Origin of the sequence: Haloarcula marina (assembly GCF_024218775.1) — an archaeon.
Lineage (GTDB): Archaea > Halobacteriota > Halobacteria > Halobacteriales > Haloarculaceae > Haloarcula > Haloarcula marina.
In genome coordinates, this window is record NZ_CP100404.1 from 568,299 (window position 1) to 593,395 (window position 25,097).

Sequence of the window (25,097 nt, forward strand, 5' to 3'; positions counted from 1 at the left end):
ACAGTCGCCGTCTCAGCCCAGCAGCAACTGCGCGGTGACGGCGATGAGGAAAAGGACGCCCGCCACCGTCGCGGACTCGGCGGCCGCGAGCGAGGAGGCGTGGCCGCGGCGCGTCGCCGAGAGGTACACGCCGAAGAGGAGGTAACTCACCAGCACGAGGCCGCCAGCGACGGCGATACCGATTCCCATCGTGGCCTGCATCTCGGCCGGACCCGAGATGTAGAGGACGACGCCGCCGACGAAGCCGACGACGAGTAGTGCGAACGCCACGGTCAGCGCCATCGGGTCGTCCGAGAGTCGTTGGAGTTGCGTCTCACCGTCGGCGGGAGTCGCCAGTGCCAGCGTGTCCGCGGTCGGCGTGTAGTGGTACCAACCCCGACTCGCGCCGATCCAGCCGAGTACCGCGACCACGAGCAGTCCCATCAGCGCCGTACTCACGAGCAATGCAGTCGTCATGGTACGTGTGTACATGACACGGCATGATAACTGTTCGTGGTCGACGTGACCTCGTTGGCGCGTTCCGCGGCGGGGAGGCCAACGGACTCAGGCCTCGACGGGACGTGGTTCGAGACGCGCGCGCTCGCCCAGCGCTCGCTCGACGGCCACGGCGAACGGCGTCAGTTCGGGCCGGACCACGTCGTCGATGCTGTGGTCGGTGACGACGACGCGGTTTCGCAACCCGTCGACCAGCGGTTTCGCGACGCTGACCGGCACGTCCGTCACCAACCCGAGCCATCGGGCGGAGAGTCCCGGCGAGAGGACGGGCACGGGGACGATGAGCGGCGGGCGACCGTGCAGAAACCGCGCCGTCGTCGTCAGAATCTCCTGATAGGTCAGCACGTCCGGGCCGCCGATTTCGTAGATTCGGCCCGCCGTTTCGGGGTCTTCGAGGACGGCGACGAGGTACGCCACCACGTCGTCGATGTAGATTGGCTGGCACTCCGTGCGGACCCACGACGGCGTCACCATCACCGGGAGGCGGGCGGCTAACTGCCGGATTATCTGGAAACTCGCGGACCCCGCGCCGATGACGATGGCCGCGCGAAGCGCCGTCAGTCGCGGTGCTCCCTCGCCGAGGAGGTGTTCGACCTCGCGGCGCGAGCGGAGGTGTTCGGATAGGTCCTCGTCCTCGGTCCCGAGGCCGCCGAGGTAGACGATGCGGTCGATGCCCGCCGTTCCGGCGGCTTTGACGAAGTTTCGGGCCGCCCGGCGGTCACGCTCCTCGAAGTTCTCTCCGGCTTGCATCGAGTGAACGAGGTAGTAGGCGGCGTCGGCGGCGGGCAGGGTGAGGTCCGGGTCGAGCAGATCCCCTTCCACGACGTCGACCCCCGCCGGTGGGTCGTAGCTATCGGGGTCCCGAGTCAGCGCGACGACGTCGTGGCCGCGTTCGAGGAGTGCGGGCACGAGATGGCTCCCGATGAATCCGGTCGCTCCGGTGACGAGCACGCGCATGCACACTATATGTCACTCCACCGGCTTAATTGCGACCCCGAGGTGGCCGCTTAGTCCTCAACTTCGACGAGCACCGTCTCGCCGGTGCCCTCGCGGGACTCCCACTCCCACTCGTCCTCGACGCGGACGCGTCCGTCGGCGAGCAGCGTCACCTCGCCGACGGAGTGGCCGGTCGCTGTCTCGCCGCCCGCTTCGAGTTGCACGTACCGAACGTCCCAGCGGTCCCCGTCGAACGTTCCCGTGAGGTAGCCGTCGAGGATGTCGCCACCGGCGTACCGCGCCGAAACCCGGTCGCTGTCCTGCTGAAAGTGCAGGCGCGTGTCACCGTCGACGGTTCCCGAATCGGAGGTCTCGACGGCCGCGAGGGTCCGGCCGTCGAGCGAAATGTCGGTCATCTCCCGCCCGTACCACGTCCGCCGTGAAGAACGTGTGCCTCGCTCAGGCCGAACGACGTATCCGGACAGTCAGTCGTCGGCGTCGGTCCGCGCCCGCCGTTCGGTCGCCCGCCGAACGAACTCCTCGGGGAGTTCGTCGATTTCGCCCGCTTGGACGGCCCAGAGGTTCGCGTAGAGGCCGCCCGAAGCGAGCAGTTCGTCGTGGCTCCCCCGCTCGACGATTCGGCCGTCTTCGAGGACGAGGATGAGGTCGGCGTCTTTCACCGTCGAGAGGCGGTGGGCGATGGCGAACGTGGTCCGGTCGGCGGTCAGGGTGTCCAGCGAGCGCTGGATGAGCATCTCCGTCTCGGTGTCCACGTCGCTCGTGGCCTCGTCCAGCACCAGAATCTCGGGGTCTTTGAGCATCGCGCGGGCGATGGCGATGCGCTGGCGCTGGCCGCCCGACAGTTTCACGCCGCGTTCCCCGACCATGGTCTCGTAGCCGTCCGGAAGGTTCTCGATGAAGCCGTGGGCCTCGGCGGCCTCGGCGGCCGCCCGAATCTCTCCGTCCGTCGCGTCGAAGGTGCCGTAGGCGATGTTCTCCCGGACGGTGCCGTAGAACAGGAACGTCTCTTGGCTGACGTAGCCGATGGCCTGTCGGATGGAGGGTATCTGTACGTCCCGGAGGTCCTGCTCGTCGATGCGGACCGCGCCGTCGTCCACGTCGTACATCCGGAGGAGGAGTTTGAGGACCGTGGATTTCCCTGCCCCGGTCGGGCCGACGAGCGCCACCGTCTCGCCGCCGTCCACCTCGAAGGAGATGTCTTCGACGACTGGGTCGCCGTCGTAGCCGAACGTCACGTCGTCGTACTCGACGGCCCCGTCGGTGACGGACAGCGGCGGGGCGTCGTCGGCCTCGACGAGTCGGCCCGGCGTCTCCATCAGGCCGAAGACGCGCTCTGCGGAGGCGTAGGCCCGCTGATACATGTTGATTATCTGCCCGAACTGTGCCATCGGCCAGACGAACCGCTGGGTGTAGATGATGAACGCGACGAACTCGCCGGGCGAGAGCGACGCGGTCAGCGGCCCGGGGGCCTGCCCGATGACCATCAGGCCGCCGATAATGAAGGTGAGGACGAACCCGAGGCCGGAGACGAGTCGGAGGCCCGGGAAGAAGGTGATACGCGTCTCGATGGCGTCCCAGTTCGCGTCGAGATAGTCCTGTGAACTGTCCTCGACGCGGTCGGACTCGTACGTCTCGGTGTTGGCGGTCTTGATTATCTGGATGCCGCTCAGGTTGTTCTCCAGCCGGGAGTTGAGTTTGCCGACCGAGGAGCGCACGTCGGCGTACTTCGGCTGAATCGTCTCGATGAACCGCTTGGTGAACACGGCGATTATCGGGACCGGCACCAGCGCGATGAGCGCCAGTTGCCAGTTCATGTAGAAGAGGTACGCGGCGATGCCGAACACCATGATGACCAGCCGCGAGGAGGAGTTGAGGCCGTCGTTGAGGAACTTCTCCAGTCGGTTCACGTCGTTCGAGAGCACCGACATCATCTCGCCGGTCTGCTTGTCGGCGAAGAAGTCCATGTTCAGCCGCTGCATCGTCTCGTACGTGTCGGTCCGGACCGCGTGCTGGACGTGCTGGGCGAACTTGTTCCACCCCCAGTTTCGACTCCAGTGGAAGAACGCCCCGCCGAGGAACGACCCGGCGACGAGGCCCGCGGTCAGCCACAACTGCCCCGTCGTTCCGGCGGGAATCCACCCCGCTGGCACGAACGGCAGTTCGTACGTCGCGTTCCCCTGAATCACCGCGTCGATAGCCAGTGCCAGCAACAGCGGTGGCAGGAGGTCAAGCATCCGCGCGAAGACAGAACTGACGAGGCCGACGACGAACGCGCCACGCTGGCCGCGCCCGTACTCCGTGAACAGTCGCCACATCGGCCGCTCGACTCGCTCGCGAGCGTCTTCGAAGGCGTCGTCGTCCGACGCCGCGTCGATATCCATTGGCCGTTGTAGCGGGTCGAGCCGCAAAAACGCGTCGGGCTACTCGACGCCCGCAGGGAGCGTGACGGTGTCGCCGACGCTCACGCCGGTCCGGTTGGCCCACCCGCGGTTCACTTCGAGGACGTACTTCCCGCGGCCCTCGTACCGCGCGAGTTCGGACTCGCTGGTCCCCTCCGGCGGCAGCGGCGCGTGGTGGATGGTGGTGATGGTCCCGTTCGCGTCGATGAAGATGATGTCCAGCGGGAAGTCCATATCGCGCATGACGTAGGCGTACTGCCCCTCTTCGTCGTGGACGAACAGCATCCCCTCGTCGGGCCCCAGCGACTCGGTGTCGCTCAGGCCGGTGTAGCGCTGTTCGAAGGTGTCTGAGATGCGTACCTCGACGGCCGCTAACGGCTGACTCTCGTTGCCGCGGACCGCCACCGTCGTCGCAGGGGCGTCTGTCGCCGTGGGACTATCGGTCGGTGTCGCTGTCTCCGACGCGGCCGTCTCCGTGGCCGCCGCGTTTCCGTTTTCGTACACCGTCACGGTCCCCTCGTCGTACTCGCCGACGCCGACCACGTCGACCCAGAGGCCGGTCTGGAGGAGGACGATAGCGACGGCCAGCACTCCGACCGCGCCGAAGACGACGGCCAGCGCACCGCGTTTCATACCCGAAATGTGGGCTACGCGAGAGGTAAGGGTTCCGACCGAGAGAGAAAGCGTTATTCCTGCCGGTGGAAAATCTGTGAACGCGGGTCCGTGGTCTAGTTGGTTATGACGTGGCCTTTACAAGGCCGAGGTCGGTGGTTCGAATCCGCCCGGACCCATCCTGCGACGACCGGACGTGCGGAGCGGATGGTCTGCCGCGGTTCGAACTCCGGAAGTCGCGCGCAGCGAAGCGAGCACGTCTTCTGCCAGTTCGAATCTGCCCGGTCGTGTCTTCGGTCCGAATCCGCCCGGACCCCGCCAGTTCGACTCCAACCAACGGCACACGCGCCCACGCGCCTGTCGCCCCATCGACACCTGCCGAAAACGATTTATCGCGGACTGTGGTACCGCAGGCCATGATTGACGGCTCGACGTGTCCGAAGTGTGGCGGCCACGTGTCGACGACGAACGGGACGGACTACGAGTGCGACGACTGCGGCGCGGCGTACGACAGCGCCGACCTGTTCCTGCCGTAGGCGCGCGCGGCCGCGGCTACGCGAACCGGGCCACGTCGACGGAGACGCGGACGTGCGCGTCCTCGCTTTTCACCGAGAGGGCGAACTTCGCTTCGCCGTTCCGGTTGGCCGTCGCGACGGCGCGACGGCCCGCTAACCAACCGGTCGCTCTTACGTCATTTCCGGCCCGCGTTTCGAAACCCTTTTTTCTTCCATCGCCGGACTACGCAATGCGCGCCGCCTTAGCTCAGACTGGGAGAGCACTCGACTGAAGATCGAGCTGTCCCCGGTTCAAATCCGGGAGGCGGCATTCCGATTCTACGCAACTCTCGTTCGAGCAGTTTCGCGGTCGACTTGACGCCGCGCTCCTGTCCGTGCCGTCCAGAGACGGGAGTTCTCACGCCCCGCTCGCATGACTCGACTGGGAAGGCTGTGCGAAAGCGACGCGCGCGCTGGTAACCGAAAACCTCCGCCCGCTCCACATTTATCGAGGGCCATAGAGCGACGTGTCCCGTCACCCGTCGTGGCACATCTTTATTCACTTCTGCTGATAACTATCGGTATGGATGTCTCACAGCCGTCGAACGGTATCGCGAGCACGCTCTCGTCGGGCGGCGTCGCGCTGGGTCTGCTGGACAACACGTACAGTCCGACAATCGTGGAATTCTGTGGCGACCTCGGACTGGATTTCGTCTGGCTCGATTTGGAGCACGGCGGGCCGGACCCGTGGGACGCGGGGGAACTGGAGGCGTTGTTGCGGGCGGGCGAGCGGACGGGCATCGACCTGCTCGTTCGACTGCCCGATACGGACCCGACGCTGGTGCGGAAGGCGCTGGATTGCGGGGTTAGGACGGTCTTTCTGCCGCGCGTCGAGACGGCCGACGAGGTCCGGGCGGCGGTCGAGGCGGCCCGGTTCCGGTACGACGGCGGGCCGGGCAAACGAGGGTTGGGCGCGCCGCGGGCGCGGCGATGGGGCCTCGCCGACGACTACGTCGAGACCGAGGACCGGGAGACGCTGGTCGGGACGACCATCGAGACGGCGGCGGCCGTCGAGAACCTCGACGAGATTCTCGCCGTGCCGGAACTGGGGTTCGTGTTCGTCGGGCCGTTGGACCTCTCCGTCTCACTCGGCCATCCCGGCGAACTCGACCATCCCGACGTACGCGAGGCCGTCGAGACGGTTCGGTCGGCGGCCGTCGAGGCGGGCGTTCCGGTGGGCGGACTGGGGTTCGGGATGGACGACGTGAACCAGAAGGTCGACGACGGCTACCAGTTGCTGCATCTCGGGAGCACCACCGGCGCGCTCCAGCAGTCCGTCGAGGGATGGCTGGACGCCTACGAAGGTGAGCGCTGAGGGGCTTACTCCTCGCCCGACTGCTGTTCGAGGTCGACCAGCGTGCCGTGGAGGCGGTCGCTGGTGTAGCTACTCAGGACGAGGCGTGCCGCGCCGGTTGAGGTGGTGGCGTTGTGCCAACGTGCGAACCGGCGACGGAGACGGAATCGGGAGGCCATCGCGACGGCGGTTCGCCACGCGCTGTCCCGGCACTCCCCGATGGTGAACACGGTCGCGCGTTCGTCCAGACGGCCCAACGCGCCGTCGAGCGCCGTGAGACCCTCGGCGTCGCGGTCGGCCAACGAGACCTGCGCGTCGTCGACGAGGCGTTCGATGATGCCGATGACACGGTCGTGGTCCGCCCGCTTCGTCGCCCTGTCCGGCGAGGTGCCCACGGCGTCCAACGCGAGGGCGAGGTCGTAGTTGATGTGGGCGTTCACGCCCAGCATCGCATCTTGGACGACCAGCGACTCGCCGCTATCGGCGGCTTCGAACGCGAGTCGCCACGGTTCGGCGACGGCCCCCAGCGCGCCCCGCTCGTAGTCGTAGACGGCCTGCCGGTAGAGATTCGCGAACGCCACGAGGTAGTCGGCGACCCACTCGGAGTCCGCGAAGTCGTCCGCGTCGACCCTTCGTGCGACGGCCCGAGTCATCCGTGCGTATATCGACAGAAAGACCGCTCGTCGGTCGTCGCGGGCCTCGAAGGTCGCCAGTAACGCCCGGAGTCGTTCGTGTGTCGCTCCGGGGTTGGTGTAGGGGTCGGCGACGAGCGACAGAATCTCCGGGTCGCCGGTGCCGTCTGGTGGGCAGGAGGACCGACGAGTGGGCGGCAGGCCACGGACGGCCGACCGAACCCGCCTGTGTCGTCGTCCGCTCGGCGGTGCAAGCCCCGTCATACCAGGTTCTGGTCGGGAACCGAGATAACCATTTCCGCCGAGTAAACGGTTGCTACTCGAGGTGTAGATGTGCCCTACGAAGAGTTATAACCTGGTTTACAATTTGTGTGCCCGATAACCTGCTCCTATCTCGGTGGTGGGTATGTCGAACCAACGCAACACGTCGGCGGAGTCAGGGAACGGTGGGAGAGAGCGTCGTCGTCCGTCTTCGGGGGTGGCACGGCGTCGGGACGACGAACGGGGTACCTCGGAAGTCGTCGGCGTAGCCCTCATGCTCGGGTTGGTGCTTCTCGGAACGACGGCGACGCTGGCCGTCGCCTCTGCCGGGATTGCCGACACGATGGGGACAGTCAACGTCGAGCAGTCCCAGAACGCGATGCGGGCCCTCGACGCCGACGTCTCGGACGTAGCCTTCGGTCGGCAGTCGACGCGGCGCGTCGACGTCGGCGGGACGAGTGGAACGTACACCATCCGGTCGGACGCGGGCCACATCACGGTCCGCCACCGCGAGTACGACAACACGACCGACGTGGTCCTCTACGAGAGCGACCTCGGGGCGGTGGCCTACGAACACGAGGGGACGCGGGTCGTCTACCAGATGGGTGGCATCTGGCGGCGCGACGCCGGAAGCGACCGAGGTGTGATGGTCGCCCGTCCGACCATCTCGTACCGGGAGGAGACGCTGCGGGTTCCCGTGGTCCGAGTGGTCGGGAAGGGGTCGATGTCCAGCGGGACGCTCGCGGTGAGACAGCGAACGGACGGCAGTTCGCAGGTGTACCCGAACCGCTCGGCAACCTACCCCGACGGGGACCTGTACACCAATCCCTCACACAGCCAAGGCGAGATAGTGGTCGAGATACAGAGCGAGTTCTACCGTGCCTGGGGTCCGTTCCTCGAAGAGGAACTCAACGGTTCCGCCACGTACGACCACGCCGCGGAGACGGTGACGGTCGCGATTTCGGCACGTGACATCGACGGCGGCCGCGTCTCTGGTGGCGTCTTCGGAGCCATCACCTCGCCATCGAATAGCGGGAATTTGGACCTCAGAAGTTCGGTGAAAATGGACAGTTACGACTCCGACGAGGGGTCCTACAGCGACACCACGGGCGCGAACGGGAACGTGACAATCGGCTACGACGTGACGACGAGTTCCAGCGTCGACATCGAGGGATCTGTCAACACGAGCGGCGGAGTGACACACACCAACGCCGGGTGGATCTCCGGTGACGTCGCGTACGGGACACACTGCACCAGTTGCTCTGGCAACATCGGCGGCGACATCACGGCGACGGGTGAGAGCCCCAGTTCGACGGTGTTGGACGGCTATCTCGAAGACCGGGTTGACGCCATCGACGCCGACAACGACAACGCCGGTTCGCAGAGCACGCTCACGGACATCGAGACCAACAACTGTGGCAGTGGCTGTACCCTCACCGCGGGGAACTACTCGCTGAAGAAGGTGACCCTCAAGAGCAGTTCATCTGAGTTAGTCTTGGACACTACCGACGGTCCGATAAACCTCGCGCTCGGGGCCGACGCGGGGGTTGGCAGTTTCTACGTCGGCGGCGGGTCCGACGTACGCGTCGTCGGCGACCACCGCGTGAACGTCTACGTCACCAACCGCGGCCCGGACAGCATGATTATCGACACCAACGGTGGCGTCCACGTCGACTCGGACGCGGACGGTGACCGCGACTACGACGCCACCAGACTGTGGGTGTACGGCCCCTCTGACGGGAATACCACGCTGGGCGCGAGTGCGGGACTCACCGCGGCGGTGTACGCTCCCCGCGGGAGTTCGGGCAACCGGACGATGACCATCCAGAAGAACTCCGAGTACTACGGCGCAGTCGTCGGCCACGTGGATACGATAGAGAACAGTGCCCAGTTCCACTACGACGAGGCGCTGGCGCGAACGTGGGCGTTCCCCGAGGACGCCGTCGGGGCGGACTCGCAGCACACGACAGTGACGTACCTCCTGATGAGCGAGAACGAAGTCGTCGTCGAGGCCGATTGAGCGAGACGGTATCGGTGTCGTTTTGTCGGACGGCGAGGTGCCACCGCGTGTCAGAACGATGTCGCTGCGTTGGTCCGACTGGTCGTACGAGCGGGTGCTCGCTGGAATCGCTGGCACAGACGTTCTCGTCCGGGTGGTCCCGGAACTGCTCGGACTGGGAGACAGCCTCCTGTTACCGGTGGCGTTCGTCCTCACCTCCCAGTTCGTCCTCGACTGGGGCACCGTCGGATGGGCACTCGGGTGGACGCTGTTCGCCAGCGTGGTGTTCCAACTGGCGCCGTTGCTGTTCCCGCGACGGCTTCACGAGTGGGCACACGGCCTCCCGAACCGGTTCACGATGGCCGTCAGCACCGTCGCAGTCGGCGTCTTCTTGGAGAAACTGCTCGTCGAGTCACTGGGGTTCGGGACGACGCCGCTGCCCGTCCCTACGGCGTTCTTTCCGGTGGTCGTCCTGTTCGTCTTCGGGCTCTGTCTGGTCGCGCGGTTCGTGACGCCGGTACGGGTCGACACGCCGTTCCTCTACTCGTTCGACGCGTCGGTGTACCCCGTCGCCGAGTCAGAGGGGATGCTCGTCGTGACCCAGCAACTGTTCGTCGTCTGTTTCGTCGGCCTCCTCTTGGCGGAGCTCTCGCTACTGTTCCCGCTGCCGGAGTTGCTGGTGCTCTCGGTGGTCGGCTACGACGGCGTGGCCGCGGTGATGAGCGACGTCGAGGAACTCCCGAGCAGACGCGACGTGGCCGAGCGCGTGGTGCAGGCGTCGACGGCCGTCTGGCACGGGCCGCGCGGAATCATCTGGGCGCTGTACGCGACGGCGGGTCTGTTCGCCGCCTTCTTCGTCGACTACCTCTACGTCGACGCGCTCGAACTGTGGGCGCTGTCGACTGTCCGGCCCGTCGACGCGGCGTTCGCCGCCTACACACTCGCGGGCATGACCGTCCTCGTCGCTATCGCGACCCTCCGCCTCGCCGAGCGCATCCCGCTCGAACTGCAAGACGGACTCGGCGACCAAATCGCGCGTGAGCGTCTTCGCCCGAACGTTAGCCCTGCTGGAGTTTCCACGACGAACGGCGGCCCCCGAAACGAGGGAACGCCACTGGCCGACGACTCGACCCGTCGGCTCCCCGGACTGATGGTTCCCGCCGCGTTGCTCGTAATGTCGCTCGAACTCGCCCGGCCGAACTACACCGGTGACCCCCCGGTGAGCCAAATCCCGCCGCTGGAGCTCTCGGCCCCGATAGTCGCCCTCGCCGTCGTTGCCGGGGTGGTCGGCGTAGCAACCGTCGTTCGCCCGGACGCGTTCCCCTCGAGCGGCCTCTCGGACTATCAGGCTGGGGCGGTGTCCGTGGCGTGTTTCTTCACGCTCGGACTCGGTGTTGGCTTCTTCGACGTGGCCGGTAGCGCGACGGGGAGCAAGCCAGCACTCGTCGTGACCGTCTCGAACGTCGTGCTGTGGGCAGGGGTGACGTTGGCGCCGTTCGTCGGGTACGAACTCGACCCGATAGAGGACTACGAGAACCGGGGGAAAGCCCTCGTCGAGGGCCTCGGTGGTAGCGTCGTCCTCCTCGTCGGGTCGGTGGTATTCTTCTTCCTCGTTCGGGGGTTCGTCGGCGTGGTCTCGCCGTCGCCAACGCTCGAACAGGTCGGCACGCTGGTCGGCGTCTTCCCCGCGGCGACGGCGCTGATGTCGGCCGCAATCAGGCTCGTCCTCGTCGTCCCCTACCTCGGGGAGGTCCTCCACTACGTCCTCTACGAGTAGACGGCGGCGACGATGCCCGCAGTCTGCCCGACGTTCGTGAGTACGAGGCCGACGAACACGAGCGCCGAGACCGGTGCGAGGACCCCCGCGAGATACGCCGCGGTCCCGAGGACACTCACGGCGCCGCCGACAGTGTAGACTCGCGGATAGCGGTCGACGTGGCGCCCGGTGTAACCGAGCGCGACGCCCGGCACGACCATCCATCCCGCGACGGTCAGCGTCAACAGCGGCGTCGTCAGCGGGTCGGTCAGTAACCCGGCGAGGCCGAGCGCCGTCAGGAAAAAGCCCGCGACGAGAACGCGCCGCCACGCGAGCAACACGCCGCCGTCCATGTCGCGCCACGAGAGGACGGTGAACGCGGCGATGATGGTCACCATCACCAGATGGGCGATACGGACCGTTCGGAGCGCGAGCATATCGAGGTGCGCGGCGGTGGCGAACGTCCACGCCAGCGGTACCAGCACGATGGGACCGGTCTCTCGCAGTCGGCGAAGCATATCACGTGACTCGGCCGCGACCGGCAAGAACGGTTGGGGCGCGGCGACGCAGGTCCGACGGCGTTCCACGACGCGCGCGGCGGAATCGTCGTCGCCAATCGCCCCGTCGACCGCCCGCTTTCGACCGTTTTGACGACGATACTCAGGGTGACGACCACGCCGAACAGCAGTGCGTCGGGGACGCTCCAGCGAACCACCGACTAGACGAACCCGCGGTCGCGGCCGTTCCGGTGGCGTCGGTACGCGACGTCCCACCGGGAGTGCTGTCGTTCTCCGGTTGTGACACCTCCACCGCGGGATATTGGGGGCTTAGCCACCGAAATATCTGGATACACCCGCTCTACGTGGTGTTATCGCTCGATACGAGGTATCTGCGTACCGGAACTGTTATCCGTGGGCCGGGTCTCTCTGTGGTTGCAATGGCGAAAGGAACGGTTGATTTCTTCAACGACACTGGCGGTTACGGTTTCATCGACACTGAGGACGCGGACGAGGACGTTTTCTTCCACATGGAGGACGTTGGCGGTCCGGACCTCGAAGAAGGGCAGGAAGTTGAGTTCGACATCGAACAGGCGGACAAGGGTCCGCGCGCGAACAACGTCACACGGCTCTAACTATGGCGAAAGGAAAAGTTGACTTCTTCAACGACACTGGCGGGTACGGTTTCATCGACACTGAGGACGCTGACGAAGACGTGTTCTTCCACATGGAAGACGTCGGCGGCCCCGACCTCGAAGAGGGTCAGGAAGTCGAGTTCGACATCGAACAGGCCGACAAGGGCCCCCGCGCGACGAACCTGCAGCGACTGTAAGGCGGATTCTGTCTGCAGTCCACATTATTGAGACCGAACGGTGAGCGACAGCACCGGCGTCGTTCGAGTTATCCGCCGCCCAGCGGCGTCGCCGCCCGGTACACCATCTCCATCGGGAGGCCCGTCGCGTCCGTCGGCGGGTCCGCCGGGAGGGTCCGTAACTCACCTTCGTCAGGGTGAGCGGTGTACGCGAGGACGACGGCGTCTAGCACGTCAGCGATAGTGACGCTCGTGCCCGTGGTATCCGCGGCGGCCCGTTGGACCGTCGGCGCGGCGTCGCGGTCGTAGTGAGCGAGTGTCCGCATCCGCTCTGCGTACCCACCGGCCGTCTCGCGCGGACACTCCAGCGGTTCGTCGGCGAACGCCCGGAAGCACAGTTCCGGATGCGCCTCGCGGACGACTGCGGCGGCCTCGGGGACCTCTTGGAGGAGTTCGTCGCACATCGCGATGCCGTCGCTGACCTCGAAGGCGGCCTCCGAGAGGCGCTGCCCGCTCTTTCGCTCGTGGACGCGGTTCGCAGTCGAGTACCGCCGCTTTCGCGTGGCCTCCCGAACCGGCGGGTCGAACACCGCGACGCTTCGCGGACCGAGGACCGACCGGGCGAGTTCGTCACACCGCCGGACCGGGTCACCCGACTCGACGAGGCCGATAGGCAGACCGACCAGTATTCGGGCCGCCGTCTCCTCGTACCGGGTCCAGCAGTCCCCGATGCCGTCGAACACCGCCGTGTGGTCGTAGCCGTCGGGACCGAATGCCACCGCGAGATAGGTGCCCTCGCTCCAGACGACGCCGACGTACAACTCGCCCGCCATCACCGTATCTGGGTCGTACTGCGTAAAAAATCTGACCCGGACGTGTCAGTCGCCGAACTTCGTCAGGTCGGTCAGCGGGACGAGGCGGTGTTCGAGTGCGGGTTTCGTGTAGCCCGCCGACTCCTCGGAGACGCCGCTGGTGTAGACGAGTTCCTTCTGTTGGAGGACGTGCGGGACGCCCTCGTTGTTCCGGATGATGTCCACCGACCGCCACACTTCGTCTTGCATGCGACTCTGTCTCACCCCACGGCACCTCACTCTTTTGCCCGACCCGCGCGCTGTCCCGCATCTATTTGCCTCGTTCCACCGAACGAGGGGGTATGGACGGCGTCGTCCTCGCGGCGGGGGAGGGCACGCGAATGCGCCCGCTGACCGCCGACCGACCGAAGGCACTCGTCGAGGTGGCGGACCGGCCGCTGCTCTCACACGCCTTCGACGCCCTGCTGTCGGTCGGCGTCGACCGACTCGTCGCCGTCGTCGGCTACCGGAGCGCGGACATCGTCGCGCACTACGGGGACCGCTATCGCGAGACGCCCATCCGGTACGTTCGGCAGGCCGAACAGTTGGGGACCGCCCACGCGCTTCGATGTGCGCTCTCGACGGCCAACCCGCCGCTGGTCGTGGTGAACGGCGACAACGTCGCACGGGCGAACCTCGACGCGGTGCTGGCCCGCCACCGCGAGACGGACGCTGCCGCGACGCTCCTCGTCGAACGCGTCTCACGCGCGCAGGCGAAGACGACAGGCGTCGTCGAGGCGAACGCCGACGGCCGAGTGAGGGCTCTCGTCGAGAAACCCGACGACCCGCCGTCGACGCTGGTCACGCGCGGCTTCTACGTCTTCGGTGAACCAATCGACCCCGCAGTGCGCCTCGTAACCCCGTCCGCGCGCGGCGAGTACGAACTCCCCGCCGCTATCGACCTGCTCGTTCACGCGGGCCACCGCGTCGAGGCAGTCCCGCTGGAGGGGTGGGTAGCGAACGTCAACGACCCGGCCGACCGCGAGGCGGTCGCCGAGCGGTTGCGGTCGCTCTCGGACTCGGAGAATCGGGGAGAAAACGGCGAGTGAGAGTGGGCGTCGGCGTTACCCTTCCATCCCGCTGAACGACAGGCCACCCTCGATGTACCGCTGTGCGAAGAGGTACACGAGCATGATGGGCGTCGCGAAGGTGAGCGCGAAGGCAGAGAAGCGCGCCCACGGGATGGAGTACTCGCCGACCAGCGCGTAGAGACCGACCGGGAGGGTGTAGTTCTCCGTGCCCAACAGCGTCTGGGCGACGACGAACTCCGTCCACCCGGTCAGGAAGATGAAGATGAACACCGTCGCGAGTCCGGCGGCGGACATCGGGAGGATGACCTCCGTGACGACCCGCCACGGCGGCGCCCCGTCGACGACGGCGGCCTCCTCGTAGGAGGTGGGAATCCCGTCCATGTAGGTCTTCAACAGCCACGTGTTGAACGGGACGGCCGTCGCGGCGTAGTACACCGCCAGCGCCAGTTTGCTGTTGTTGATGCCGAACTGGACGTAGATGGCGTACATCCCGATAAGTAGCGCCACGCCGAGGCCGCCCCCGACCTGCGTCAACAGGACGTAGACGAACAGAATCTTCCGGCGGAAGAGGAACTCGCGCCGGGAGAGGGCGTACGACGCCGGGATGATGAGCGACATCGCGATGAGCACCGTCGGGATAGCGACGGTGACGCTGTTCCAGAGGTACTTCTTGAACTCGGACGGCCGTTCGATGCCGTAGTCTGCCGCTTCCAGCAGCGTCACCTCGGGCGTGTTGAACACGAGCGCGAGGTCCGAAAGCGGGATGTTGAGGCCGATTGCGTACCCCGGGATGACGAGGTCGCCGACGACCCAGATGAACGGGCGCAACGTCGGGTCGCTCGGGAACAGCGTGAAACTCTCGGAGGTGTACAGGGACGCACCGCTGCCCGAGAGCGCCGCCATCAGAATCCAGTAGATAGGGAAGAGTAGCGCCAGCACCATCAGCGTCGCGAGCACCGTCGAGACGGCGACTTTCACGACTTCGGAGGCCGGTACTTCGCCCCGTTGGACCGCTTCGGCGGTGTGTTTCCAGCCGCGAAGCGTCTCCGCGGGCGTCGTTGCGATGTTCTTCGCGTCCTCGCCGAGTTTCCGGCCGATGTTGGCGAGCAGACCCATCAGTCGCTCACCCCGTCAGCCAGCCGTCCTTTCTTGACGTTCAGCCACATGAACGCGCCGATGAACACGAGCGCGACGATGCTGATTGCCGCACCGCGGCCGTACTCCTGGAACTGGAGCGCTTCGCGGTAGCCGTAGACGACCAGCAGTTCGTTCGCCCGGGCGGGGCCGCCCTTGTTGAAGACGAACGGGATGAGGAACTGCTGGAACGATGCCGCAGAGGTCAGGATGGTCGCGAACAGTACCGGTCGCTTGATCGACGGGAGCGTGATGTGGAGGAACCGGGAGAAGAAACCGGCGCCGTCGACGACGGCGGCCTCGTGGAGTTCCTCCGAGACGTCCTGCAACGCGCTCACGGTGATGATGACCATGAACGGGTACGCGAGCCACGCTTCCGTGATGTTGTAGGCCATGAAGGCCGTCCAGCGGCCGGAGAGCCACGCCACCGATTGCATCCCGAACCCGGTCAGCAGTTGATTCATCAGCCCGAACTGCGCCGAACTGAAGATGCCGCGCCACACCGTGATGGTGAAGATGGCGGGCAGCCCCATCGGGAAGATGATGAACGAACGCAGGAGGCGCTTGCCGCGGACCAAGTCGCTGGTGACCACCAGCGCGATGGAGATGCTGGTGACGACTTTCAGCGTGACGCTCGTGGCGACGAACAGCCACGTCACCCCGAAGGAGTTCCAGAACTGCGGGTCCGTCAGCACGTCGGCGTAGTTCTCCAACCCGACGAACGCCGCGTCGCCGAAGGTCAGAATCGAGAGGACGCCTTCGCCCGCGAAGAGGTTCGCCGGTTCCGCGTTCGTAAAGGAAATCCCGAGCAGGTAGACGACCGGAAACAGCATGAACGCCGAGAAGATGAACAGGCCGGGGAGCACCAGCAGTAGGGAGGCGTCCCCACGGCTGAGGAACGGCACTCTTTCGACGCGGTTCGCGATACGTGTTGCCGTACTCATAGCGGTCGGTTACTCCCAGTTGCTACGAATCTGCTCTGCGGCGTTGTCGAGTGCGGCCTGCGGGGAGGCGTCGCCGTTGAACGCCTGGGTGAGTGCGGTGCCGACCGGGCCCCACACGTCGCTCATGCGGGGGTCGCTCGGCATCGGGATACCCTGTCCGGCGGACTCGGAGTACGCCTGCACTTCGGTCGGCAGGTCGCTGCTGCCGACGAGACTGCTCAGGACGGGGATGGCACCCTGGTCCTGTGCGAGGCCGAGCAGGTGGTCCTCGTTGGTCGCGAACCACTCGACGAAGTTCCGACCGGCCTTCGCGGCGGCGTCGTTTTCTTCCATCGGCTTCGCGAAGTACCAGACCGAGATGCCCGTGTAGGGGCTCGGGGAGCCACCGCTCATCTCGGGGAAGCTGAACACTTCGTAGTTGATGCCGTTGTCGTTGAGGCCGGAGAGCGACCACGGGCCGTTGATGGTGAAGGCGGCGTTGCCCTCCGCGAAGGCGGCGGCCTGGGGACCGTAGCTCGGGTCGTTCGGCATGTACGGCGCGAGGTTCTCGAGGGCGAACTCTAGGCCCTGCACCGTCTCGTCTGCGTTGACGCCGAGCGGTTCGTCGGCGCTCGGGTCGAAGTAGTAGCCGCCGAAGGCCTGCAGCCACGCGCTGGCGAAGTACGGGTCGAACGGGTAGCCGAGGCCGTACATCCCGTTGTCGGGGTCGTGGTGCTCTTCCATCATCGAAATCATCTCGTCGACGCTCTCGGGCACGGAGTCGACGATGTCGAGGTTCGCGATGGGAGTGACCGTCTCGGCACCGTAGGGGAGGCCGACGAGGTTACCCTGGTACTGGACGGCGCTTTGGGCCGTCTCGGTGAAGTTGCTGAGGTCGGTCGACACCTGGTCGCTCTGGTCGACGATGAACCCCTGCTCGTAGGAGTTGCCCGCCCAGTCGTGCGCCCAGTCGAAAATCTGCGGACCTTCGCCAGCAGGAATCGCGCTGGAGGTCTTCTGCTGGAGGTCGGAGATGTCCGCGCCCTCGATGGTGTGACGGCTCTGGTCGTTGAACGAACTGATGACGCCCTCGCGGGTCCCCAGTTCGCTTTCGGTCACGTCGTACCACGCCGTCGCCGTCCCGGCCGGACCTTGGCTCTCCGTGGTGCTTTCGGCGCTGCCGTCGGAACCGGAACTGCTGCCGGAACTCTCCCCCGAGCCACCGTCGCTTCCGTCGTCGCTCTGTTCTTGAACACTACATCCGGCCAGTGCCGCCGCGGCACCGGCGCCACCGATGTGCTTGATCAGCGTTCTGCGGTCCATTGTCATGGATGGATAATGGATGAAATAGTCTTTCACAACTTAAATCATTCGGATACACACAATTGATTATCACATATATCTCGTTAGCTACCGCTGGTCGAGACTGCAGAGAGAACGCGCGTCGCCGCTTCGCGCGGGTCTGACTGACAACCGTTGTCAACATGAATCATCCTCCATGCACAAAAATGCTACGAAATTGTACCTCACAAATACCGGCTGGATTTTGTAACCTTGGTGTACTACTGCACCAAACATCGCGGCCGAGGGGGAACAGTCAAATACCGGGCTAGTAACCCTTGCCGTATGCACCACCCCGGTCCACCACGGTTCTGCACGGTCGGCGAGTCCGTCGAACTGGCCCCGCGTCGACCGGACGCGGCGGCGACGTTCCGCTGGCGACTCCGCGAACGACCCACCGAAAGCGAGGCCACGCTGGAACAGGGGCCGGTCGTCCACCTCGAACCGGACGCGCCCGGCACCTATCGCGTGGAACTGTCCGCGCCGGACGGCACGCATACACAGACCGTCCGCGCCTTCCCCGCGTCCGAACACGAGACGGTTCGGTTCGCTGTCACGGCCGACGACGTGGTCGAGGGCGACCCTGACGAGATATCTGACGCCGAGGAGTGTGTCGTCATGGGCCGGTTCAACGACTTCACGATGGGCCGAGACTGGGCGACGGAAGTCGACGACGGTGAGTGGGCCTTCGAGACGACGCTCCCGCCGGGAACGCACGAGGTCATCTTCGCGTTCGACGGTGAGTTCGACCCGTTCGCCTCGGATTCGGTCACCGTCGAGGGCGCGGGGCGGCCGCGCGTCGAACTCGACGGCCGACGCGAGGGCGACACCGTGGTCGTCACGGCAGACGCTCGCGCGGCACCCGACGGGAGCGACCCCGACGTGGAGTTCCACTTCGACGACCGCGACGGCCTCGACGCGGCCGACACCGAAGTCGACGGCGACGAACTCCGCGTCCCGGTCGACGCGCTCCCGGTTCGCTCGCGCGTCCACGCCGTCGCCGTCGCCGAGCAACACAGCATCGCCGATACACTGATGGTCGACGCGGGCGGGGACGTGACCTTCGAGCGACCCGCCGACGCCCCCGAGTGGGCCGCCGACGCCACCATCTACGAGATTTTCGTCCGCGAGTTCGTGGGCGACATCGCCGAGACGTCCTTCGAGGAAATCGAGCGCCGCGTGCCCTACATCGAGTCGCTGGGCGTCGACGTGGTGTGGTTCACGCCCGTCGTCCAGAGCCCGACCCGGCACGGCTACCACATCACGGACTTGTTCGACACCGCGAACGACCTCGGCACCCGCGAAGAGTTCGCCTCGCTGGTGGACACGCTCCACGACGCGGGCATCCGCGTCATCTTCGATTTGGTTATCAACCACACGTCCCGGGACCACCCGTACTTCCAGTTCCACCGGGCGGGGGTTCCGGGGTACGAGAACTACTACGAGCGCGTCCCCGCCGAGCAGGACGTGTCCGACGTGGACTGGGCGGGCGACGACGCGCCGGGCCTGTACTTCACCTGGACGAAGATACCCAACGTCAACTACGACTCGCTGGCGGTTCGCGAGTGGATGCTCGACGTTGTCGACGAGTGGGCAGGCGAAGTCGACGGCTTCCGCTGTGACGTGGCGTGGGGGGTGCCCCACGGCTTCTGGAAGGAGGTCCGCGAGGCGGTGAAAGCCGACGACGCGGACTTCCTCTTGCTCGACGAGACGGTCCCGCGACTGCCCGAGTTCCGCGAAAACGAGTTCGATGTCCACTACGACACGGACTTCTACTTCACGCTGCGCGACATCGGGACCGGCGAGGAACCGGCGACGGCGCTGTTCGACGCTCTCGCCGAATCGCCGCGTCGTGGCTACCCCGAGCGGTCGGTCCACATGCGCTACGTCGAGAACCACGACGAGGACCGCTACCGCGAGGAGTGCGGCGAGGCCCCACTGCGGGCGGCCGTCGGCGCGACGTTCACCGTTCCCGGCGCGCCGATGATTTACTACGGACAGGAGCGCGGCGTCGAGGACCAACGCGGGACGATGCGCTGGCACGACGGCGACGCCGACCTGACCGACTTCCACCGCCGACTCGTGGCGCTCCGACAGGACCGCCCGGCCCTGCGCGCGCCCGGCGTCGACCCCGTGGAGTGGGCTATCGTCGACGGAGATGCAGAGAACGTCGTCGCGTACACCCGTTCGGACGACGCGGAGACGCTCGCTGTCGTCCTGAACTTCGGTGCGGACCCGGCCACCGTCTCGCTCGGCGTGGACGTGACCGGCGAGGACCTGCTCTCGGGAACCGACGCGCGGACCGACGGCGGCCTCCGGGTCGCCGACGTGGTCGTCACCCCCGTCGCGGAGTAATCGGTCCGCCGTCGCCCGGTTTTGACATGGTTTTTGAGATGGTATCTCCCGCGCGCGCACGAACCGGCGTGGGAGCGCCGGACACCGGACACCGAAACGGTAACCAGTCTCTCGCCCAGTAGCGACAGTGTGACCCCGTCCAGACGGAACCTCGCCCGTTTCCTCCTCGGAAGCACGCTCGGCGTCGGCGCGCTGGCGGCGTACCTCCGCTTCGTCGGGACGGACGCCGTCCTCGCGCGGGCGTCGACGATAGCGCCCGCGGCGCTGGCCCTCGTCGCCTGCCTCGTCGTCGCCGAAGCGGTGGTCGACGGTATCGGGGTGTGGGCCTCCGTCCGACCGCTCGGCGGCGGTCTCTCGTCCGGGAAGAGCGTCCAGTTCGCGTTCGCGGGCGACTTCTTCGACACGCTCAGTCCGGCGGGGCCGGTGAGTTCCGAACCGATAATGGCCCGCTTCATCGGCGTCGCTACCGAGACGACCTACAGCGAAGCGTTGGGCGTCCGCGGCGTCGCGAAGTACGTCAAGTCGGGCGCGCAACTGTTCGTCTCGACGGCGCTTGCGGTCGTGTTGCTGGCCGGGCAACCGTCGGCGAGCGCGGTCGTCACCACGCTGGGCGGCGCGCTCGTCGGTCTCCTCGTCGTCGGCGCCCTCCTCGTCCGGTCGCGCGCCGTCGTCTCGACGGGACTCGTCGCCGTCCTCGCGCCGGTCGTCCGCGTCGTCTCCTCGCTGTATCGGGAGCGTCCCCACGACCGTGCGGCCGTCGCCGACGCCGTCTCGCGGTTCACCCGCCGTGTCGGCCAGTTCCGCGACCGGCCGGGACTGCTCGTCCTCATCGCACTCGGCGGCGTCCTCGAACAACTGCTGACCGCGACAGCGCTGTGGGTCGCGCTCTCCGGGACTGGGACGGCCGTCCCCCTGCTCCCCATCGTCGCGCTCGTCCCCCTGCCGCAGGCGGCCAGCGCCGTCCCGGTTCCGGCGAGCATCGGGGCCTACGACGTGCTCCTGAGCGGTGGGTTGGCGCTCGTGACGGGCGTGCCGGCGGCGGAGACGGCCGCGCCGGTGCTCGTAGTTCGCGCGCTGAGTATCCCGCTGGCGCTCGGCGTCGGCGGCGTCGCGGTGGCGTTTCTTCGTGGCTGGCGACCCGGCGCGCAGTCGGAGTCAGACGCCGACTGAGCCGCTCACTCCCCGGCGTAGGTCACCGACTGGCGGTCCATCGCCAGGCCCGCCTCGACCAGTTCGCCGGTGTCGTCGACGGCGACGGTGGTGACGGTGGTCCGGATACCCGACAGCGGGGCCTCGACCGTCGCCGTGCCGTCGGTCACCTCGAAGCGCTGGGTCCGCCCGTCGGCGTGGACGATGACTTCGGCGGCGTCGGTGGTCACCTCGTAGGTGAGCGGCGACTCTTCGGTTCGCGTCGGGAGGTCGGGAACCGACAGCGACGGTTGCGGTCGCTCCCGCCCGAATCGCTCGGCGACGACGGCGGGCGTCTCGACGGGCGCGCCCGCGTCGATGCCGTGGGCCAGTCGGACGAACTGGGCCATCGACCACGACAGCGGGGTCGCCGACCCGGTTCCCTCGCCGAACTGCCACCCGTACTCGGTTGGGTCCTCGCGGTCCCACACCTGCTCGGGAATCATCCGCCCTTCGTTGGCGAAGTTCGCCATCGCCGTCAGCAGATTCTCCGGCGCGAGGTCGGTGGTCGAGTCGCCGCGTCGGAGTTCGTACTCGCCGCGTTCGCCGGTGAAGATGGGCCACAGTCGCCCCTGTCCGTCACTCTGCCACGGTTCGCCGCTCTCGGGTTCGCCGTAGCCGTCGCCGTTGTAGCGGTACCACGCCGGGCCGTTGGGCGTGTCCACGCGGATGGTGTCGTCGACCACCGCGACGGAGTTCTCGACCGTCGGGTCGTCCGCTGGCACCACCCCGAGGCGGACGAGTTCCAGAAAGCCCGCGTCGATAACGTTTCGCTCGTCCAGCGTCGGGCCGCCGTTGGCGAGGGGTCGGTCGGCCCCGTCGTCTGGGTCCGCGTCGTCGCTGACGCGCACGTAGTACGGCGTCGTGGTGTGTTCGTCGGTGCCGGTGGTCGTCGCACACCAGTCCTCGACGTTGCGCGCCCAGTCGTCGGCGGTTGCCAGCCACCGGAGTGCCGCGTCCCGGTCGCCTTCGTCGGCGGCCAGCGACGCCGCGGCGGTCAGCCCGGCGATTTCGGCGGCGATGGTCGACGGCGAGTAGCCCGATTCCTCCTCCCAGCGCTCCTGTGCGGTCGCGGGGCCGCTGTTGGCGACGTAGTTCGCCGACGCCCGTATCTGGGCGAAGTCGTAGCTCGCGTCCGCGAAGCCGATGTCGTGGCGCTCTCTGAGTTGGTAGGCCATCACCAGTGGGAACGCGATTTCGTCCAGTTGCTCGCCGCCCCAGCGGGTGCGCCCGTCGAGGAACGTGTTCTGCGGGACGAATCCGGAGTCGTCCTGCTGGTACTCGAAGACGTACTCGGTGGCCCGCCGCGCGCCCGCCACGTCGCCCATCGCCCGGAGCGCGGTGAAGGACTGGTAGAGGTCCCGCGCCCAGACGAAGTTGTAGCCGTAGTCGCTGGGGTTGATGGCCCCGACGGCCGCCCCCCACGGGACCGACGGACTGGCGATACCCGCCCCGAGGTACGTCTTGTCCTCGACGGCCGCCAGCGACATCGCGGCCACCCGGTACTGGGTCGAGAGGTCGCCGTCGGACGCGCTGTCCGGGATTTCGAGTTCGTCCAGATAGTCGCGCCACGCGTCCAGATACGTCGTCCGCGTCGCCCCGTAGTCGGCCTCGGCGGCGGCAACCGCGGTCTCGGTCGCGGCGTCGCCGTCGCGGTCGGTCGCAAAGCCCATCGCCAGCGTCGTCTCGCCCGGCCCCGAGAGCACTCGCCCGGCGAGGGTGACCACGCCCTCCGCGTCGGCGCTGTCGACCAACTCGCTCGTCTCGAGGAGGCGCCGGCCGTCGTCGTCCGAGAGGGCGCTGGCGCGGTCGAACCCGCCCGCGCAGGCCAGTCCGAGCGCGACGGCGTACGGGTCGCCGTCGTCGTCGAGGACGACGTGCTGGCTGTCGTTGGCCTCGCCGTCCCACGCCGCGAGTGTGTACGCGCCGTCCTCGCCCGCCCGTCGACCTACGTCCGCCCCGGCGCTGTGGGAACAGGCGGTGCGGGCGACGGCGTAGAGGTCGTGACGGTCGCTGCCATCGAAGGAGACAGACCCGACCAGCGCCTCGCGCGCCGAGTCGGTGACCCACTCGACGGCGAGCGACCAGTCGCCGTCCGTCGGCGTGGCGGTCTGTTCGTAAAGGAGGCCGTCTTCGCTCGCGAGCGTCGTCGACCGCTCGACGCCGTCGTCGCTGGTCCGGTCGGTGTCGTGGGTCCGCCACGTCTCTCCGGCCACGGTATCGACGACCAGAAACTCCAGCGTCCGGAGGTTCATGAGGTCGATGCGGGGGAACCTGACCTCGGTCACTGCGCCCGCGGTGAACGTCGCCCAGACGCGCGACGGGTCGGCGGCGGCGTGGTCCGGAACCGTCGCAACGCCGTACTTCTCGCCGGTCGTCCATCGGGGCGGGCGGGCCTCGATGGAGGCGGGCGTCGCCGTCGCGTGGGTCGTCGTCGCCGTATCCCCGTCGGAACCGTCGTCCGCGTCCGCTCCCGAACCCCCGTCCCCGGATTGGCCGGGACAGCCCGCTAATCCGGCGATACTCGCTCCGAACGCCGTCCGAAGGAAGTCGCGTCGCCGTCTCATCGGTGCCACCCGAATGCTCGATATGCGTGTGCCATTGTCTGCCTCATGGACGGGTACACAAAAACACCTACGAAATTTCCCCTCACAAATTCAGAATTATGGGCAAAATTTATCATTGGGGACATATACACAGGGAGTAATGGCGAGTCTCGAACTGAAATCGCTTCGCAAGGAGTTCGACGGTGGATCCATCGTCGCGGTTGACGACGTGGACCTCGAAATCGACGACGGTGAATTCGTGACGGTCGTCGGCCCGTCGGGTTGTGGAAAGTCCACGACGCTCCGGATGATTGCGGGGCTTGAGCGGCCGACGAGCGGGCGCATTCACATCGGCGGTACAGACATCACGGACATCCACGCGCGCCACCGCGACGTGGCGATGGTGTTCCAGAACTACGCGCTGTACCCGCACAAGACCATCGAGCAGAACATGGCCTTCGGCCTGCGCATGAGCACCGACATGTCCGCCGAGGAGCGCGAACAGCGCGTCTACGAGGCGGCGGAGATGATGGGAATCGAGGACCTGCTGGACGACACCCCGGGCGAACTCTCCGGCGGACAGAAACAGCGCGTCGCGCTGGGTCGCGCTATCGTCCGCGAACCCGACGTGTTCCTGTTCGACGAACCGCTGTCGAACCTCGACGCGAAGCTTCGGACGACGATGCGCACCGAGATTCAGCGCTTGCAGGAGGAACTGGACATCACCTCGGTGTACGTCACCCACGACCAAGAGGAGGCGATGACGATGGGCGACCGCATCGTCATCCTCAACGACGGGGAACTCCAGCAGACCGGCAAGCCGACCCACGTCTATCAGAACCCGACCAACCAGTTCGTCGCCGGATTCGTCGGGTCGCCGTCGATGAACTTCCTCGACGTCTCCGCCGATTCGCTCGACGGCGGCGTCCGCCTGACCGGCGCCGACGGGTCGTTCTCCTACGACCTCACGTCCGAGCGCGCGAGTGCCTTCGGCGACATCGCTGGTGGCTCCTACGTGCTGGGCATCCGCCCGGAACACGTCACGGTCGAGGAGAGTACGGACGGGAGCGCTATTCCGGCGACGGTGGACGTGGTCGAACCCATCGGGAGCGACAACTATCTCTATCTCGACCTCGGGACCGAGCAGCGGAGCTTCGACACCGAGGACGCGCCCGACTTCATCGCCCGTGTCCCCGCCGACATCGAACCCGAAGTCGGCGACGTCGTCGGCGTCGCCTTCGAGGAGTCGTCCGTCCACCTGTTCGACGGCGAGACCGGCGACGCCGTCGCTCCGCAGGGCGAACCCGCCGTCTCGCCGATGCAGTAGCGTCGGTTCTGCTGTTCTGCAGGCTCTGTTGAAACCCGCAAGACGTGACAGATGTCAGATGTCGCGTGCTGAATATAGAGCGTGAATCGAGCACTGACGACATGGTGTCGGGTCGCTCTCTGTGCGAGATATTC

22 protein-coding genes and 2 tRNA genes are annotated in these 25,097 nt (G+C 66.7%); 11 read left to right on the plus strand and 13 right to left on the minus strand.

Translation table 11 applies throughout. The features are described from left to right. Positions 1-12: 12 nt before the first annotated feature. From NJQ44_RS02985 to NJQ44_RS03005, 5 genes are all read right to left on the minus strand, one after another. Positions 13-456 carry a hypothetical protein gene (locus tag NJQ44_RS02985; RefSeq protein ID WP_254273200.1) on the minus strand — a complete coding sequence of 148 codons (444 nt, stop codon included), beginning with the start codon at positions 454-456 and terminating at the stop codon, positions 13-15. An 87-nt stretch (positions 457-543) separates the two neighbouring features. Next, positions 544-1,452, minus strand: a complete 909-nt coding sequence (locus NJQ44_RS02990; RefSeq protein ID WP_254273201.1) for an NAD(P)H-binding protein — start codon at positions 1,450-1,452, stop codon at positions 544-546. Between the two features lie 50 nt (positions 1,453-1,502). Next, positions 1,503-1,847 carry an avidin-fold protein gene (locus NJQ44_RS02995; protein ID WP_254273202.1) on the minus strand — a complete coding sequence of 115 codons (345 nt, stop codon included), beginning with the start codon at positions 1,845-1,847 and terminating at the stop codon, positions 1,503-1,505. A gap of 69 nt (positions 1,848-1,916) precedes the next feature. Continuing rightward, the gene (locus tag NJQ44_RS03000; protein WP_254273203.1) at positions 1,917-3,833 is read right to left on the minus strand and encodes an ABC transporter ATP-binding protein; all 1,917 of its coding nucleotides are present in this window, start codon (positions 3,831-3,833) and stop codon (positions 1,917-1,919) included. Between the two features lie 39 nt (positions 3,834-3,872). Continuing rightward, positions 3,873-4,484: a DUF192 domain-containing protein gene (locus NJQ44_RS03005; protein WP_254273204.1), complete on the minus strand. Its 612-nt coding sequence runs from the start codon at positions 4,482-4,484 to the stop codon at positions 3,873-3,875. Positions 4,485-4,568: 84 nt separating this feature from the next. Here NJQ44_RS03005 and NJQ44_RS03010 point away from each other — a divergent pair. The 3 genes from NJQ44_RS03010 (at position 4,569) to NJQ44_RS03020 (ending at position 6,332) form a co-directional block, all read left to right on the plus strand. Then, a tRNA-Val gene (locus NJQ44_RS03010) sits at positions 4,569-4,642 on the plus strand. Positions 4,643-5,214: 572 nt separating this feature from the next. Next, positions 5,215-5,288: transfer RNA gene (locus NJQ44_RS03015), tRNA-Phe, on the plus strand. A 252-nt stretch (positions 5,289-5,540) separates the two neighbouring features. Then, positions 5,541-6,332 (plus strand): HpcH/HpaI aldolase family protein, encoded by a 792-nt coding sequence (locus NJQ44_RS03020; RefSeq protein WP_254273205.1) that lies wholly within the window; start codon positions 5,541-5,543, stop codon positions 6,330-6,332. Positions 6,333-6,337: 5 nt separating this feature from the next. Here the strand turns inward: NJQ44_RS03020 and NJQ44_RS03025 are convergent, their stop codons facing one another. Then, complete coding sequence (locus NJQ44_RS03025; RefSeq protein ID WP_254273206.1) at positions 6,338-7,207, minus strand: DUF5995 family protein; 870 nt, start codon at positions 7,205-7,207, stop codon at positions 6,338-6,340. 142 nt (positions 7,208-7,349) lie between these two features. Here NJQ44_RS03025 and NJQ44_RS03030 point away from each other — a divergent pair, with 142 nt between their 5' ends. Both NJQ44_RS03030 and NJQ44_RS03035 read left to right on the plus strand, forming a co-directional pair. After that, complete coding sequence (locus NJQ44_RS03030) at positions 7,350-9,224, plus strand: DUF7289 family protein (protein WP_254273207.1); 1,875 nt, start codon at positions 7,350-7,352, stop codon at positions 9,222-9,224. Between the two features lie 58 nt (positions 9,225-9,282). After that, positions 9,283-10,980 carry a hypothetical protein gene (locus NJQ44_RS03035; RefSeq protein WP_254273208.1) on the plus strand — a complete coding sequence of 566 codons (1,698 nt, stop codon included), beginning with the start codon at positions 9,283-9,285 and terminating at the stop codon, positions 10,978-10,980. Here the strand turns inward: NJQ44_RS03035 and NJQ44_RS03040 are convergent. Next, positions 10,971-11,477, minus strand: coding sequence for a hypothetical protein (locus NJQ44_RS03040; protein ID WP_254273209.1), 507 nt, complete (start codon positions 11,475-11,477; stop codon positions 10,971-10,973). The genes NJQ44_RS03035 and NJQ44_RS03040 overlap by 10 nt on opposite strands. 419 nt (positions 11,478-11,896) lie before the next feature. Here NJQ44_RS03040 and NJQ44_RS03045 point away from each other — a divergent pair, with 419 nt between their 5' ends. After that, positions 11,897-12,091, plus strand: coding sequence for a cold-shock protein (locus NJQ44_RS03045; protein ID WP_254273210.1), 195 nt, complete (start codon positions 11,897-11,899; stop codon positions 12,089-12,091). A gap of 2 nt (positions 12,092-12,093) precedes the next feature. Next, on the plus strand, positions 12,094-12,288 hold the full coding sequence (locus NJQ44_RS03050; protein ID WP_254273211.1) for a cold-shock protein: 195 nt from the start codon (positions 12,094-12,096) through the stop codon (positions 12,286-12,288). Between the two features lie 68 nt (positions 12,289-12,356). On the opposite strand, the gene NJQ44_RS03055 is transcribed toward NJQ44_RS03050, so the two are convergent. Both NJQ44_RS03055 and NJQ44_RS03060 read right to left on the minus strand, forming a co-directional pair. Then, positions 12,357-13,100, minus strand: a complete 744-nt coding sequence (locus NJQ44_RS03055; protein ID WP_254273212.1) for a DUF429 domain-containing protein — start codon at positions 13,098-13,100, stop codon at positions 12,357-12,359. A 45-nt stretch (positions 13,101-13,145) separates the two neighbouring features. Then, a complete protein-coding gene (locus tag NJQ44_RS03060; RefSeq protein WP_254273213.1) occupies positions 13,146-13,328 on the minus strand; it encodes a hypothetical protein in 183 nt (60 codons plus the stop codon). A 92-nt stretch (positions 13,329-13,420) separates the two neighbouring features. Here NJQ44_RS03060 and NJQ44_RS03065 point away from each other — a divergent pair, with 92 nt between their 5' ends. After that, positions 13,421-14,167 (plus strand): nucleotidyltransferase family protein, encoded by a 747-nt coding sequence (locus NJQ44_RS03065; protein WP_254273214.1) that lies wholly within the window; start codon positions 13,421-13,423, stop codon positions 14,165-14,167. 15 nt (positions 14,168-14,182) lie between these two features. Here NJQ44_RS03065 and NJQ44_RS03070 read toward each other — a convergent pair whose 3' ends face one another. From NJQ44_RS03070 to NJQ44_RS03080, 3 genes are read right to left on the minus strand one after another with little or no spacing between them, the layout of a single operon-like run. Then, complete coding sequence (locus tag NJQ44_RS03070; RefSeq protein ID WP_254273215.1) at positions 14,183-15,265, minus strand: sugar ABC transporter permease; 1,083 nt, start codon at positions 15,263-15,265, stop codon at positions 14,183-14,185. Then, positions 15,265-16,227, minus strand: a complete 963-nt coding sequence (locus NJQ44_RS03075; protein WP_254273216.1) for a carbohydrate ABC transporter permease — start codon at positions 16,225-16,227, stop codon at positions 15,265-15,267. The genes NJQ44_RS03070 and NJQ44_RS03075 overlap by 1 nt, the downstream gene beginning before the upstream one ends. A gap of 9 nt (positions 16,228-16,236) precedes the next feature. Further along, positions 16,237-17,535 carry an extracellular solute-binding protein gene (locus NJQ44_RS03080; protein WP_254273217.1) on the minus strand — a complete coding sequence of 433 codons (1,299 nt, stop codon included), beginning with the start codon at positions 17,533-17,535 and terminating at the stop codon, positions 16,237-16,239. Between the two features lie 297 nt (positions 17,536-17,832). Between NJQ44_RS03080 and NJQ44_RS03085 the strand changes: the two genes are divergently transcribed. Both NJQ44_RS03085 and NJQ44_RS03090 read left to right on the plus strand, forming a co-directional pair. Then, complete coding sequence (locus tag NJQ44_RS03085) at positions 17,833-19,902, plus strand: alpha-amylase family glycosyl hydrolase (RefSeq protein WP_254273218.1); 2,070 nt, start codon at positions 17,833-17,835, stop codon at positions 19,900-19,902. A gap of 129 nt (positions 19,903-20,031) precedes the next feature. Further along, complete coding sequence (locus tag NJQ44_RS03090; protein ID WP_254273219.1) at positions 20,032-21,072, plus strand: lysylphosphatidylglycerol synthase transmembrane domain-containing protein; 1,041 nt, start codon at positions 20,032-20,034, stop codon at positions 21,070-21,072. Between the two features lie 5 nt (positions 21,073-21,077). Here NJQ44_RS03090 and NJQ44_RS03095 read toward each other — a convergent pair whose 3' ends face one another. Continuing rightward, positions 21,078-23,657, minus strand: coding sequence for a glycoside hydrolase family 15 protein (locus NJQ44_RS03095; protein WP_254273220.1), 2,580 nt, complete (start codon positions 23,655-23,657; stop codon positions 21,078-21,080). A 139-nt stretch (positions 23,658-23,796) separates the two neighbouring features. On the opposite strand from NJQ44_RS03095, the gene NJQ44_RS03100 reads away from it, so the two are divergent. Next, a complete protein-coding gene (locus NJQ44_RS03100) occupies positions 23,797-24,963 on the plus strand; it encodes an ABC transporter ATP-binding protein (RefSeq protein WP_254273221.1) in 1,167 nt (388 codons plus the stop codon). Positions 24,964-25,097 lie beyond the last annotated feature (134 nt).

Coding starts and splice junctions, on each gene's coding strand:
- NJQ44_RS02985 (WP_254273200.1), bottom strand. CDS start 456: ATGACGACTGCATTGCTCGTGAGTACGGCGCTGATGGGACTGCTCGTG.
- NJQ44_RS02990 (WP_254273201.1), bottom strand. CDS start 1,452: ATGCGCGTGCTCGTCACCGGAGCGACCGGATTCATCGGGAGCCATCTC.
- NJQ44_RS02995 (WP_254273202.1), bottom strand. CDS start 1,847: ATGACCGACATTTCGCTCGACGGCCGGACCCTCGCGGCCGTCGAGACC.
- NJQ44_RS03000 (WP_254273203.1), bottom strand. CDS start 3,833: ATGGATATCGACGCGGCGTCGGACGACGACGCCTTCGAAGACGCTCGC.
- NJQ44_RS03005 (WP_254273204.1), bottom strand. CDS start 4,484: ATGAAACGCGGTGCGCTGGCCGTCGTCTTCGGCGCGGTCGGAGTGCTG.
- NJQ44_RS03020 (WP_254273205.1), top strand. CDS start 5,541: ATGGATGTCTCACAGCCGTCGAACGGTATCGCGAGCACGCTCTCGTCG.
- NJQ44_RS03025 (WP_254273206.1), bottom strand. CDS start 7,207: ATGACGGGGCTTGCACCGCCGAGCGGACGACGACACAGGCGGGTTCGG.
- NJQ44_RS03030 (WP_254273207.1), top strand. CDS start 7,350: ATGTCGAACCAACGCAACACGTCGGCGGAGTCAGGGAACGGTGGGAGA.
- NJQ44_RS03035 (WP_254273208.1), top strand. CDS start 9,283: ATGTCGCTGCGTTGGTCCGACTGGTCGTACGAGCGGGTGCTCGCTGGA.
- NJQ44_RS03040 (WP_254273209.1), bottom strand. CDS start 11,477: ATGCTTCGCCGACTGCGAGAGACCGGTCCCATCGTGCTGGTACCGCTG.
- NJQ44_RS03045 (WP_254273210.1), top strand. CDS start 11,897: ATGGCGAAAGGAACGGTTGATTTCTTCAACGACACTGGCGGTTACGGT.
- NJQ44_RS03050 (WP_254273211.1), top strand. CDS start 12,094: ATGGCGAAAGGAAAAGTTGACTTCTTCAACGACACTGGCGGGTACGGT.
- NJQ44_RS03055 (WP_254273212.1), bottom strand. CDS start 13,100: ATGGCGGGCGAGTTGTACGTCGGCGTCGTCTGGAGCGAGGGCACCTAT.
- NJQ44_RS03060 (WP_254273213.1), bottom strand. CDS start 13,328: ATGCAAGACGAAGTGTGGCGGTCGGTGGACATCATCCGGAACAACGAG.
- NJQ44_RS03065 (WP_254273214.1), top strand. CDS start 13,421: ATGGACGGCGTCGTCCTCGCGGCGGGGGAGGGCACGCGAATGCGCCCG.
- NJQ44_RS03070 (WP_254273215.1), bottom strand. CDS start 15,265: ATGGGTCTGCTCGCCAACATCGGCCGGAAACTCGGCGAGGACGCGAAG.
- NJQ44_RS03075 (WP_254273216.1), bottom strand. CDS start 16,227: ATGAGTACGGCAACACGTATCGCGAACCGCGTCGAAAGAGTGCCGTTC.
- NJQ44_RS03080 (WP_254273217.1), bottom strand. CDS start 17,535: ATGACAATGGACCGCAGAACGCTGATCAAGCACATCGGTGGCGCCGGT.
- NJQ44_RS03085 (WP_254273218.1), top strand. CDS start 17,833: ATGCACCACCCCGGTCCACCACGGTTCTGCACGGTCGGCGAGTCCGTC.
- NJQ44_RS03095 (WP_254273220.1), bottom strand. CDS start 23,657: ATGAGACGGCGACGCGACTTCCTTCGGACGGCGTTCGGAGCGAGTATC.
- NJQ44_RS03100 (WP_254273221.1), top strand. CDS start 23,797: ATGGCGAGTCTCGAACTGAAATCGCTTCGCAAGGAGTTCGACGGTGGA.